Source organism: Peptoniphilus gorbachii, assembly GCF_016908115.1.
GTDB classification, from domain to species: Bacteria; Bacillota; Clostridia; order Tissierellales; family Peptoniphilaceae; genus Peptoniphilus_A; species Peptoniphilus_A gorbachii.
Window position 1 is genome coordinate 429600 of sequence record NZ_JAFBDH010000001.1, and the last position, 11576, is coordinate 441175.

Consider the following 11576-nt stretch of genomic DNA (forward strand, 5'->3'; position numbering starts at 1 on the left):
ACTTCACCTAATCATTTAAACTTTCATAAGCCTTATTTACTATTTCACTTGCATCAAAATTTTCACTATTTTCTAAATCATTTGACAAGTAAATTAAAAATTCAATATTGCCACTTGTGCCCTTAATTGGAGAATTTGTAAGAGCCATAATATTTAAATCTAAATCTTCTGCAAGTTTTATTATCTTTTCAATAACTTCAATATGTACTTTTTTATCTCTTACAATGCCACCTTTTCCAACTTTCCCTTTGCCAGCTTCAAACTGTGGCTTTATAAGGGCGACAATTTTTCCCCTTTCTCCACAAATTTCCTTTGCAACGGGAAGAACTAATTCAAGGGAGATAAAGGAAACATCAATGGAAATAAAATCAACTTCTTCAGAAATTAATTCTCTGTCAAAATATCTTATATTAGTTCTCTCAAGAGATACAACACGCTCATCCATCCTAAGTCTGTAGTCAAGCTGATTGTAACCAACATCAATGGCATAAACTTTTTTTGCGCCATGCTTTAACATGCAGTGAGTAAATCCACCAGTTGATGCACCTATATCAACGCAGACAGCATCCAATAAATTTATGTCATAGTCGTCAATCATCTTTTCAAGCTTATGGCCGCCTCTTGATACAAAAGTGTCTTCTAAGCCCTTGATATAAATTTTTACATCTTCTTTTAATTGCATTCCAGGCTTTTCCACTCTTTCAGTGCCAATAAAAACCTTGCCTTCCATTATTAATCTCTTGGCTTTTTCTCTTGAATCAATTAAACCCTTTTCAACTAATAAAACATCTGCGCGTTTCTTAGCCATTATCTGCTCCTATTTATTAATTTTGCAACAAAACTTTTTAGTAAATTATCTTTGAGATCAAGTCCTTCAAGGGCTTCATAAGAAGAATTAGTAAGATCAATAATTTCATTTTTTAATTCTTCTTTTTCCTTAAAGAAAAGCATATTTATTTCGCCACTGTCGGGATCTTTTTCTTCATCAAGTAGGTCATCTTCAAATTGATAAGCAAGGCCAATATTTTCTCCAAACTTTGCAAGTTTTGTAATATTATCTGCTTCAACTCCTGCCAAAATACCACCAACTACAACAGATGCCTTTATTAGAGCACCAGTTTTTAATTTGTACATATTTTCGCAAGTATCTTCTGTATAGTCCTCTAAGTTAAAATCTATATCAATAGTTTGACCGCCAATCATACCATTTACTCCAGTGGCATTATAAATATATTTCATTGCCCTAATTGCACGCTTTAATTCATCCTTGTCTTCAAGGTTTTCAATGTGTCTAAGGAGAATTTCCATAGACATATTTAAGAGCCCATCGCCTGCTAAAATTGCAATTCCTTCTGTGTAAACCTTGTGATTAGTTGGCTTTTCTCTTCTAAAATCATCATCATCCATTGCAGGAAGATCATCGTGAATTAGAGAATAAGTATGTATCATTTCAATTGCAGCTGCAAAGGGAAGAATTGTATCTAAAGAATCATCTTCCTTAGAAAACTCTTTGTAAGTCAAAATAGTTAGCATAGGTCTAATTCTCTTTCCACCAGAAAATAGTGAATATTTTATAGAATCAATAACTTTGTGTTGTAAACTTTTGTCATAGTCAAGCAAGGAACTCAAATAATTATTAAATTTTTCTAGTAGGTTATCTATATCTGTCATCTTTTTTATCCTCAATAAATTCAGAATTTTCTTCTGCAATAGTTTTAATCTTACCTTCGTATTCCTTTAAAGTGTTGTTAAGATACTTGTAAAGTTCGATGCCTTCCTCGTATTTTTTTATGGAATCTTCAAGACTAATGTCCTTAGACTCAAGTTCCTTTATTATTTTTTCAAGCTCTCTAAAAGAACTTTCGTAATCTCTTTGCATTTAATCCCTCATTTCCACATTTTGAACCTTAGATTTAATATTTCCATCTTTAAATTTAAGAGAAATAATTTCTCCAAGCCTAGCATCTTTGGCAGCTTTTAACTCTTGACCATCTTCAGTAAGTATTTCAATTTTATTTATTTTATCAAAGGCAGATTTTAATCTTATGTTTAAATATTTTAGCCTGTCTCTTTCGTTTTTTAATCTATCATCTAAATCATAATCCAAAATAAATTTTTCATAGGCTTTAAACTTTTTAAATTCATCATTGATCTTTGTTTTAAAATAATAAGATAAAAGTTTTCTATTAAAGTTTAGATTTTCTCTATTTTTGCTGATTTTTGAAGATAATTTTACAGAAATATTTTTTAGTCTATAGGAATAATTTTCTATTTCCTTAGACTTATTTAACTTAAAATTCTGCAAGTAAAATTTTTTATTTTGAAGTTCATAAGAATGTCCCTGCAAAATTTTTTTCATAGAGTTATTTAATAAAGTTTCCCTATACAAGAGGTCTCTTGTCATAGAATTTATCTTGTAAAATTGATTTTTTAGAGAAATATTTTTGTATATCGAAAGAAGTTTAAAGCGACTCAGGTTTAGTCTTTTCTCAATTAAATTATTTAGCTCAACTTTCTTTTTTAAAAGATAGTCTTTTAGCTCATCTTCACTAATAGTTGAAAGCTCAGCTGCATTTGTTGGCGTTGCTGCCCTTAAATCTGCTACAAAATCACATATTGTAAAGTCAACTTCATGACCAACTGCAGAAATAATAGGAATATTTGAGGCAAAAATTTCTCTTGCTAGATTCTCATCATTAAAGACAAATAAATCTTCAAAATTTCCTCCACCACGAGCAATAATTATTGTGTCAACTTTTTCTTTTTCATTAAAGTATTTTATTCCACGAATTAAATTTGCGCTAGCAGATTCTCCTTGAACAAGACTTGGAAAAACATAAATGTCTGAGCTTTTATTTCTCTTTCTAAAAAGATTTATAACATCTTTTATGGCTGCTCCACTTGTAGAAGTAATAAGCCCAATAGAAGATGGGTAGCGCTTAATCTTTTTCTTGTGAGAAGGATCAAAAAGTCCTTCCTTGGAAAGTTTTTCCTTTAACTCCAAATATTTTTGGTAGAGATTTCCCCTGCCATCAAGCTCAATTTCACTGACATATAAAAAAATCCTTCCACTTCTATCATAATAAGTGACAGTGCCCTTAGCCATGACCTTGGCACCGTCAAATAATTGAATATTTACATCATCTCTACTTGCCATAGCATCAATTCTTGCATACTGGTCCTTTAGAGAAAAATAAATATTGCCATTACTATGCACATTTAAATTTGTGACTTCTCCAGTGATGTTAATATCTCTTAAAATATAATCCATTGAGATTAGCTTTTTGATGTAACTATTAAGTTCACTTACATTAAAAGCAGCTTTAGCCAAATTAAAAACTCCTATAAATTGTTCCCAAAATTCCGTTTATAAATTTAGGAGCATCATCAGAACTATATTGCCTTGCAATGTCCACAGCTTCGTTTATAGAAACCTCTGGTGGAATATCATCTTTAAATAAAAATTCATAGACAGCAATTCTTAAAATTTGCCTATCCACCTTGGCAAGCCTTGCCATAGTCCAGCCCTTTAAATTCTTTTCAATTGTCTCATCAACAGTTTCAAGGTTTTTTAAAATATCTGGCACTACCCTATTAATATAGTCAACCTCATCACCTAGAAAGTGATTATTTTCCATAAATAAATTTAAACTGTCTAGAGAAAAATCCTTATTTATATCCATAGAAAAGAGTGCCTGCATGGCACCTATTCTTGCTTTTTTTCTACTCATTTTACAATCGTCTTTTCAGAATTTTTAACAGCGATGCCTGAAATGTGAACATTAACTTCAACAACATCAAAGTCTGTCATATTTTCAATAGCTTCCTTAACTTGTGCTTGCACCTTTTCAGAAACTTCAACGATTTTTATTCCGTACTCAATAGTAACATATACATCTACAATAGTTTCTCTTTCGCCAATATTTACTTTGACTCCTCTATTGAAGTTTTTTGTATTTAAAATGTCAGTAACTTGAGACTTAAAGTTTGAACCAACTTTTACAATGCCATCAACACTTTCAGCTGCAACTGATGCAACTGTAGCGATAACATCTTCAGAAATCTTAACTTTACCATCTGCCTCATTACCATTAACAAGATATTTATTATCCACTATTACACCTCCAAATTAACTAAAATAATTATACCAAATACTTCATATATTATCAATTTATTGCACTTTGCCGCACTTTAAAGATAAGATTTTTTTGAAAATTTTTTGCTAAATAAAATTTTTCTAAAATAAAAAAGCCCCTGGGCTAATACTTAACATCTACTAAGTATAGTCCACAGGCTGGCGCTGTCGGTCCTGAAGCCTTTCTTTTTTTCTTTTCTAAAGCTTCTTTCATGTATTCAATTTCTCTTTGTCCTCTTCCAATTTCAAGGGCAGTCCCAGTAACAATTCGTATCATATTTTTTAAAAAGGCTTTTGCCACAAAATCAAGATACAAAAAATCCCCATCTTCTATAACGTCAATTCTCTCAATTGTCCTTATAGAGTCTTTTACAACAGCCCCCTTTCCCATAAAAGAATTAAAATCGTGCTCGCCAAGTAAATATGAAAGAGCCTTTCTCATTCTATCAGGGTCAACTTCATAGGGATACTCGTAGGCTCTATTTAAAAGAAGAGAATTTCTGTAGCGAGATCTATGAATGACATAGCGATATTTTTTTAATTTTGCATCGTATCTTGCATGAAAATCTTCTGGCACAAATTTTGCAGCAACAACAGAAACATCCTCCGGCAAATTATAATTTATAACTTTAGGAAGATTTCCTATATCAATTGTTGTATCTGAATAAAAATTCGCATATTGACCAAGAGCGTGAACTCCTCTGTCAGTTCTTCCTGCGTAAAAAACTTTTACTTCTTCCTTTAAAGTTTTTGCAAGACCCTTATTTAATTCCCCTTCCACAGTTCTCTCATCAGGCTGACTTTGAAAACCATGAAAATTTGTACCGTCATAGGTTATTTTTATAAGTATATTCATAGTTTTGAAACCAAAATTATTGCTGCAAAAAATATTATATTTCCAAGAAAAATAATTACATCTTTCTTAACAATTTTTGATGCATTCATTTTTGTTCTGCCATCTCCACCTCTGTAACACCTTGCCTCCATTGCTGTTGCAAGTTCTTCTGCCCTTCTAAAGGAATTTATAAATAAAGGAACAAGAAGTGGCACCAAATTTTTTGCACGCTTTATGAGATTTCCAGATTCAAAATCTGCCCCTCTTGCCATTTGTGCCTTCATAATTTTGTCAGTTTCTTCGATTAGTGTTGGAATAAATCTAAGGGCAATTGTCATCATCATTGCAATTTCGTGACTTGGAACCCCAATTTTTCTAAAGGGTCTTAAGAGTGACTCGATTCCATCTGTAAGTTCAATTGGTGAAGTTGTATAAGTTAATAAGGACGTACCAAGAACTAATAAAACAAGTCTTATTCCCATAAAAACTGAAAGATCAATTCCTTCTTGTGAAATTTTTAAAATTCCAAAAGTATATATAGCCTCGCCTGGTGTAAAAAATAAGTTTATTATAAAGGTAACGAGTATTATCCATTTAAGAGGTTTAAGTCCACGAAGAACTAAGCCAATAGGTAATTTTGCATTAAAAATAATTAACATCAAATAAATTACCACTGGCAAATACATAAATACTGAATCAATAAAAAATAGTGATGCTATAAAAAGTATCATTGTAAGCATCTTTAATTTTGGGTCATATTTATGAACTAGAGTTTCTCCAGGAAAGTATTGTCCAATTGTTATATCTTTAAACATGAGAAACACCTCTCAAATATTTTATCAAAGACTCCTTAGCTTCTTCCACCGTTATTGAATCTTCGTTAATATCTAATCCCTTTTTCTTTAAAGCTCTCATAAGGGAAGTTATTTGAGGGATGCCAAGTCCAACTGATAGAAGTTTGTCTTCATTTCTAAAAATTTCTCTTGGATTAGAGTCCAAAAATACTTTTCCCTTGTCCATAACTATAATTCTCTCAGCAATTTTTGCCACATCTTCCATAGAGTGGGAAACTAAAATAACAGTTATTTTTCTCTTTTCATGAATGTTTTTTATTTCACTAAGTATTTCATCGCGACCTCTTGGGTCAAGTCCTGCCGTTGGTTCATCTAATATGAGAACTTTTGGCTCCATGGCAAGAACTCCTGCTATGGCAACTCTTCTCTTTAAGCCGCCAGAAAGTTCAAAGGGAGATTTGTCCTTATAAGTTTCATAGTCAAGACCAACTGAATCCATAGAGGACTTCACTCTATTTAAAACCTCTTCTTCAGATAAATCTAAATTTCCAGGTCCAAAGGCAATATCTCTTTCTATAGTCTCTTCAAAAAGTTGGTGCTCAGGATATTGAAAAACTAGCCCAATTTTTTTCCTAAGTTCAGTTAAGTTTGAACTGGATTTATTAACTTTCATTCCATCAAGAATTATTTCTCCACTGCTTGGCTTTAAAAGTCCATTTAAATGTTGAATAAAAGTTGATTTTCCAGATCCAGTATGGCCAATTAGTCCTATAAATTCATTCTCTTCAATTTTTAAATTTATATCATCAATTGCCCTTTTCTCAAAGGGAAGACCTTCACTGTAAATATGTGTTAAATTATTTATCTCTATAAGTGACATATTTCCTTCACCATTTCTTCGATGTTTAAAACTTCTGTAGAAATTTCAATACCATCTTTTTTTAGTTCATGTGCAAGTTCTGTTACTTGTGGAACATCAAGTCCCAATTTTTTAATTTCTTCCACTTGAGAAAAAACTTCTCTAGGTTTTCCACTTAGAACAATATTTCCATCTTCCATAACAACTACTCTATCGCTAATTGCAGCTTCTTCCATGTAGTGAGTGATTAGGATAATAGTTTTATTTTCTTCCTTATTTAACTTCACTAAAGTGTCAATTACTTCTCGTCTTCCACTGGGATCAAGCATGGCAGTTGGCTCGTCTAAAATAATATATTTTGGACTCATTGCAAGTATTCCTGCTATGGCAACTCTTTGCTTTTGTCCGCCAGATAAAAGATGGGGAGCATTTTTTTTGTAATCAGTCATGCCAACATCTTCAAGAGCCTTATCCACTCTCTTTCTTATTTCAGCTGGTTCAATTCCAAGATTTTCTGGACCAAAGGCAACTTCATCTTCAACAATAGTTGCAACTAATTGGTTATCAGGATTTTGAAAAACCATACCTGCATTGCGCCTTATATCCCAAATTTCCTCTTCATTTTTCGTATTCATTCCATCTACAAGAACATCTCCCTCACCAGGGATTAAGAGTCCATTTATTAGTTTTGCAAGAGTTGACTTACCTGAACCATTGTGTCCAAGTAGAGCAAGGAACTCGCCTTCCTTTATTTCTAAATCTATATCTTTTAAAATTTGTTTTGCATTTTCGTCTTCATAATCATATTTAAAAGACAAATTTTTTATGCTAATCATTTTATCACCTTTATGTTAACCTATTATAAATGATAACTTAACAAAAATCTACATTATTTTACTGAGACATAGTGGTTATCCTCTATGTAAAATCTCAGAGGAAGATTTGCGTCTTCTCCTGCATAATCGATGCCAATCCTCTTAGTCTCAATAATATTTCTTACATCTTCGCCTTCTTCTATATAAAGATAGTCTTGAGAAAGAATTTTGCCATTTAAAGCTCTATCAATTCCCATAGCTATAGTAAGTTTACCTGGTCCATTTGTAAGATTTTTCTTTTGATAGCTAGAAAGATCTTTATAAATCTTCCCGAATCTATTTAAAGACATAGCGTCTATATTTTCAATTGGCTCCACTGCCCTAATAAGAACTGCCTCTGGATCATTTTCATTTTTTGTAACAATATTTAAGAGATTATACATTCCATAAATCAAGTAGACATAAATTGTACCGCCCTCTTTATATAAAATTTCATTTCTCTTTGTAATATTTCCGCCATAAGAGTGACATGCCCTATCTTCAAGTCCAATATAAGCTTCAGTTTCCACAATTTTTGCACAGAAAAAATTACCAGAAATGTTTCTGATAATTTTCTTGCCTAATAAATTTTTTGCAACTTCAACAGTATCTCTTTTGAAAAAATTACTTTCTAAAATTTTTCCACTGGTCATATTTTTCCAATTCCCTGTCAAGTTTTTTTATGATGTAAGTTAGGACACTTAAATCGTCAAAAAATCCAAAAAATAAAATAAAATCTGGAACAATGTCAGCTGGATTTAATAAATATAAAATCCCAGCAATAATTAATAAAATATCCTTTTTCTTGACATCTCTGTAGTTTCCTTTTGAATAGTCAATCACAAGCCCAAAAGCAAGTTTTAGTTCACGAGAAATCTTTTTAAAAAGTTCAAGTTTATTGGTCTTAGACATTGACTGCTCGACAACTTTATTTAATCTGTCTTTATTTTTAAAGACTTGATTGGCATAAGGAAGTATCTTTCTTAAAGTTTTATAATAATTCAACTTTTTTTCCCCTAAGTTTGAATTTCACTTTTTCTTTACCCAAAAAGTAGATCAAACATTCATCCATGATGAATCTTTGGGATTATCTCTAAAAGTTTGTAATTTAAGAATTTCACTTTCCTTGATATAGTTCATTTCATGAGCAACTTCTATTAGTTCATCAAAATTTGTTAAAGATTCATGTTTAAATCCTGCAGCCTTAAAATTTTCAGTAGCAGATTTCATGTTGTAGGTGAAAATAGAAACAATTCCAAGAACATCGTAATCTTCTTCTACCAATGCTTTCGCAGCTTCAATTGATGAGCCACCAGTTGAAAATAAGTCTTCAATTACAACAACCTTTGCTCCAGGAATTTTTGCACCTTCAATTTTGTTTTGCTTGCCATGGTCCTTATTAGATGATCTAACAAATCCCATAGGAAGGTTCAATTTATCAGCAATAATAGCAGCATGAGGTATTCCTGCAGTTGCTGTTCCCATTATATATTCTGCATCAGAAAACTTTTCTTTAATTAAATTAACAAGACCATTTTCTACAACTTTTCTGTCTTCTGGATAAGAAAGAGTAAGTCTATTATCGCAATAAATAGGAGATTTTATGCCAGATGCCCAAGTATAAGGGTCTTCTGGAGAAAGTGTTACAGCCTTTAATTTTAATAAAATTTTTGCAATTTCTCGCATTATTCTCCTCCTAAAAAGTCTCTTTTAATTTCTTTATATTCCTTTAATGGATCTTCTGCTTTTGTAATAGGTCTTCCAACAACGATATAGTCAGACCCTAAGTCTCTTGCTTCACTTGGAGTTACAACTCTCTTTTGATCATCAGTGTCCTTAACTTTTCTAATTCCAGGAGTAACTGTAATAAACTTTTCTCCTAGATTTTCTTTTATCTTTGGAACTTCAAGTGCTGAACAAACTATGCCTGATAAATTAGCATCTTTGGCAAGATTTGCATAATCAAGTACAACTTCATTAAGGGATTTTTTTCTATCAATTTTAAGTTCATTATGCATAACTTCTTCGTCAGTTGAAGTAAGCATAGTTACGCCAAGAGTTATCATTTCAGGCTTTTCTCTATTAACAATATCACTTGCCTCACTTAACATTTTTTTGCCGCCAGCTATGTGGTAGTTTATCATATCAACGTCAAGCGAAATGAGAGAATTTGTGGCACCCTTACAAGTGTTTGGAATGTCGTGAATTTTTAAATCCAAAAATATTTTGTGTCCTAGTTTTTTTATTTCATTTATAATACTTGGACCTTCCTTATAAAAAAGTTCCATTCCAACTTTTACATAAACTTTTTCATCCTTAAAATTTTTTAAAAAATCAAGAGCTATTTCGCCACTTGGAAAATCAAGAGCAATAATTACATCCTTTGCCATTTTAACCTCAGCTTTCTGTAGTCGCCATATTTTGCAAATAGGCATTAATAAAAGTATCTAAATCTCCGTCCATTACTTTTTCAACATCACCAACATCTACATTAGTTCTGTGATCTTTAACCATAGTGTAAGGTTGGAATACATAAGACCTAATTTGAGAACCCCATGCAATTTGTGAATAATTTCCTTGAAGATCTTCGATTTTTTCCTTCTTTTCTTCTTCAGCAAGGGCAATAAGCTTTGCCTTTAACATATTCATTGCCTTTTCTCTATTTTGAATTTGACTTCTTTCATTTTGACATTGAACAACAATACCAGTAGGAATATGCGTGATTCTAACAGCAGAGTCAGTAGTGTTTACGTGTTGACCACCAGCACCAGAAGATCTGTAAGTGTCAATCTTTAACTCTTCTTCCTTTATTTCAACTTCATTGTCATCGTCAAGTTCTGGAAAGACATCAACAGAAGAAAAGGAAGTGTGCCTTCTCTTGTTAGAATCAAAAGGAGAAATTCTTACAAGTCTGTGCACGCCCTTTTCCCCTTTTAAATAACCATAGGCATTATCGCCAGAAATTCTTAGAGTAACAGACTTAATACCTGCTTCATCTTCTTTTAAAAGGTCAAGAGTCTCAACTTTAAAGCCCTTATTTTCAGCATATCTAGTGTACATTCTAAGAAGCATACTCGCCCAATCTTGTGCCTCTGTACCACCAGCACCAGCGTGAATGGAAAGAATAGCATTGTGTGAATCGTACTCGCCATTTAAAAGAGTATTTAACTTAAATTCAGCAGTTTTCTTTTCAATCTCATCAACTACAGCTTGAAAATCAGAATAAGAAGAATAATCTTCCTCAATTTCCATTAATGCAATAAGATCCTCAGCATCTGTTATTAGTTCATTTAACTCGTCGTATTGATCTATCTTCCTTTGATATGAATTTGTTTCATTTATAACTTTTTGGGCAGCTTCATTATCGTCCCAAAAACCTGGTTCCATTTGTTTTTTATTAAGTTCAACAACTTTTTCTTTAAGAGAATCAATCTCAAGAGAATCTCCCAAAGCCTTAGTAGTATTTTTGGAATTTTCCAGGCGCTCTTTATCTAAATAGACATTTTGCTCCATAAAAATCCTCCTTTATTTTGCTTATCTTAGTATATCACAGATGTCTTAATCTCACTAATATTTTTGTCTTTCAAAGGACTTTTATTTAAAAATTTTTCACATTACATAAAGTTTAAGTCCTAAATTTTTAAAAAATTGCATAAAAAAACTACCTAACAAAAGTTAAGTAGATTTTCTGGTGCAGAAAGAGGGACTTGAACCCTCACGCGATTTCTCGCACATGCCCCTCAAACATGCCTGTCTGCCTATTCCAGCACTCCTGCATAAAACAAAAAAGCTTGTAATATAAAATTACAAGTTTTTCCTGGCGTATCCTAGAGGATTCGAACCCCCGGCCTTCTGGTCCGTAGCCAGACGCTCTATCCAGCTGAGCTAAGGATACATAAAAAAATGGAGCGGATGACGAGATTCGAACTCGCGACCCTCGCCTTGGCAAGGCGATGCTCTACCACTGAGCCACATCCGCATAAATAGTTTTTTTATTAAATTTAAAATGGTGGAGGAGAGTGGATTTGAACCACTGAAAGCTAAGCTAACGGATTTACAGTCCGTCCCCTTTGGCCAACTCGGGAACTCCTCCATATAA

Annotated in this window: 15 protein-coding genes and 4 tRNA genes; all 19 read right to left on the reverse strand. The window is 32.4% G+C overall.

The genetic code is table 11. From position 1 onward, the window contains the following. Window positions 1-7: 7 nt before the first annotated feature. A complete protein-coding gene (locus JOD41_RS02025; RefSeq protein WP_205051378.1) occupies window positions 8-808 on the reverse strand; it encodes a TlyA family RNA methyltransferase in 801 nt (266 codons plus the stop codon). Then, window positions 808-1671, reverse strand: a complete 864-nt coding sequence (locus tag JOD41_RS02030) for a polyprenyl synthetase family protein (RefSeq protein ID WP_205051379.1) — start codon at window positions 1669-1671, stop codon at window positions 808-810. Before JOD41_RS02030 ends, JOD41_RS02025 begins: the two co-directional genes overlap by 1 nt. Beyond that, window positions 1655-1879: an exodeoxyribonuclease VII small subunit gene (xseB, locus tag JOD41_RS02035; RefSeq protein WP_205051380.1), complete on the reverse strand. Its 225-nt coding sequence runs from the start codon at window positions 1877-1879 to the stop codon at window positions 1655-1657. Before xseB ends, JOD41_RS02030 begins: the two co-directional genes overlap by 17 nt. Next, window positions 1880-3331, reverse strand: a complete 1452-nt coding sequence (xseA, locus tag JOD41_RS02040; RefSeq protein WP_205051381.1) for an exodeoxyribonuclease VII large subunit — start codon at window positions 3329-3331, stop codon at window positions 1880-1882. A 1-nt stretch (window position 3332) separates the two neighbouring features. Next, window positions 3333-3731 (reverse strand): transcription antitermination factor NusB, encoded by a 399-nt coding sequence (nusB, locus tag JOD41_RS02045; RefSeq protein ID WP_205051382.1) that lies wholly within the window; start codon window positions 3729-3731, stop codon window positions 3333-3335. After that, a complete protein-coding gene (locus JOD41_RS02050; RefSeq protein ID WP_205051383.1) occupies window positions 3728-4114 on the reverse strand; it encodes an Asp23/Gls24 family envelope stress response protein in 387 nt (128 codons plus the stop codon). Before JOD41_RS02050 ends, nusB begins: the two co-directional genes overlap by 4 nt. Window positions 4115-4259: 145 nt before the next feature. Further along, window positions 4260-4991 (reverse strand): tRNA pseudouridine(38-40) synthase TruA, encoded by a 732-nt coding sequence (gene truA / locus JOD41_RS02055; protein ID WP_205051384.1) that lies wholly within the window; start codon window positions 4989-4991, stop codon window positions 4260-4262. Continuing rightward, window positions 4988-5785, reverse strand: a complete 798-nt coding sequence (locus tag JOD41_RS02060) for an energy-coupling factor transporter transmembrane component T family protein (protein ID WP_205051385.1) — start codon at window positions 5783-5785, stop codon at window positions 4988-4990. The genes truA and JOD41_RS02060 overlap by 4 nt, the downstream gene beginning before the upstream one ends. Beyond that, window positions 5778-6644: an energy-coupling factor transporter ATPase gene (locus tag JOD41_RS02065; RefSeq protein ID WP_205051386.1), complete on the reverse strand. Its 867-nt coding sequence runs from the start codon at window positions 6642-6644 to the stop codon at window positions 5778-5780. The genes JOD41_RS02060 and JOD41_RS02065 overlap by 8 nt, the downstream gene beginning before the upstream one ends. Then, window positions 6632-7459 (reverse strand): energy-coupling factor transporter ATPase, encoded by an 828-nt coding sequence (locus JOD41_RS02070; protein ID WP_205051387.1) that lies wholly within the window; start codon window positions 7457-7459, stop codon window positions 6632-6634. Before JOD41_RS02070 ends, JOD41_RS02065 begins: the two co-directional genes overlap by 13 nt. Window positions 7460-7512: 53 nt before the next feature. After that, window positions 7513-8130, reverse strand: a complete 618-nt coding sequence (locus JOD41_RS02075) for a DNA-3-methyladenine glycosylase (protein ID WP_205051388.1) — start codon at window positions 8128-8130, stop codon at window positions 7513-7515. Beyond that, window positions 8102-8482, reverse strand: a complete 381-nt coding sequence (locus JOD41_RS02080) for a YkvA family protein (RefSeq protein WP_205051389.1) — start codon at window positions 8480-8482, stop codon at window positions 8102-8104. Before JOD41_RS02080 ends, JOD41_RS02075 begins: the two co-directional genes overlap by 29 nt. 51 nt (window positions 8483-8533) lie before the next feature. Next, window positions 8534-9163, reverse strand: a complete 630-nt coding sequence (gene pyrE, locus JOD41_RS02085; RefSeq protein ID WP_239540865.1) for an orotate phosphoribosyltransferase — start codon at window positions 9161-9163, stop codon at window positions 8534-8536. Further along, window positions 9163-9867, reverse strand: a complete 705-nt coding sequence (gene pyrF, locus JOD41_RS02090) for an orotidine-5'-phosphate decarboxylase (protein WP_205051390.1) — start codon at window positions 9865-9867, stop codon at window positions 9163-9165. The genes pyrE and pyrF overlap by 1 nt, the downstream gene beginning before the upstream one ends. Window positions 9868-9874: 7 nt before the next feature. Beyond that, window positions 9875-10990 (reverse strand): peptide chain release factor 2, encoded by a 1116-nt coding sequence (gene prfB / locus JOD41_RS02095; RefSeq protein WP_205051391.1) that lies wholly within the window; start codon window positions 10988-10990, stop codon window positions 9875-9877. 176 nt (window positions 10991-11166) lie between these two features. After that, window positions 11167-11253: transfer RNA gene (locus JOD41_RS02100), tRNA-Leu, on the reverse strand. A 42-nt stretch (window positions 11254-11295) separates the two neighbouring features. Next, a tRNA-Arg gene (locus JOD41_RS02105) sits at window positions 11296-11372 on the reverse strand. 9 nt (window positions 11373-11381) lie between these two features. Continuing rightward, window positions 11382-11456, reverse strand: a tRNA-Gly gene (locus tag JOD41_RS02110). Window positions 11457-11484: 28 nt separating this feature from the next. Next, window positions 11485-11570 (reverse strand) — tRNA-Tyr (locus JOD41_RS02115). Window positions 11571-11576: the final 6 nt, after the last annotated feature.

Excerpts from the sequence above, each read along its gene's own strand:
- JOD41_RS02025 (WP_205051378.1), bottom strand. The coding sequence starts at position 808 with ATGGCTAAGAAACGCGCAGATGTTTTATTAGTTGAAAAGGGTTTAATT.
- JOD41_RS02030 (WP_205051379.1), bottom strand. The coding sequence starts at position 1,671 with ATGACAGATATAGATAACCTACTAGAAAAATTTAATAATTATTTGAGT.
- xseB (WP_205051380.1), bottom strand. The coding sequence starts at position 1,879 with ATGCAAAGAGATTACGAAAGTTCTTTTAGAGAGCTTGAAAAAATAATA.
- nusB (WP_205051382.1), bottom strand. The coding sequence starts at position 3,731 with ATGAGTAGAAAAAAAGCAAGAATAGGTGCCATGCAGGCACTCTTTTCT.
- truA (WP_205051384.1), bottom strand. The coding sequence starts at position 4,991 with ATGAATATACTTATAAAAATAACCTATGACGGTACAAATTTTCATGGT.
- JOD41_RS02060 (WP_205051385.1), bottom strand. The coding sequence starts at position 5,785 with ATGTTTAAAGATATAACAATTGGACAATACTTTCCTGGAGAAACTCTA.
- JOD41_RS02065 (WP_205051386.1), bottom strand. The coding sequence starts at position 6,644 with ATGTCACTTATAGAGATAAATAATTTAACACATATTTACAGTGAAGGT.
- JOD41_RS02070 (WP_205051387.1), bottom strand. The coding sequence starts at position 7,459 with ATGATTAGCATAAAAAATTTGTCTTTTAAATATGATTATGAAGACGAA.
- JOD41_RS02075 (WP_205051388.1), bottom strand. The coding sequence starts at position 8,130 with ATGACCAGTGGAAAAATTTTAGAAAGTAATTTTTTCAAAAGAGATACT.
- pyrE (WP_239540865.1), bottom strand. The coding sequence starts at position 9,163 with ATGCGAGAAATTGCAAAAATTTTATTAAAATTAAAGGCTGTAACACTT.
- pyrF (WP_205051390.1), bottom strand. The coding sequence starts at position 9,867 with ATGGCAAAGGATGTAATTATTGCTCTTGATTTTCCAAGTGGCGAAATA.
- prfB (WP_205051391.1), bottom strand. The coding sequence starts at position 10,990 with ATGGAGCAAAATGTCTATTTAGATAAAGAGCGCCTGGAAAATTCCAAA.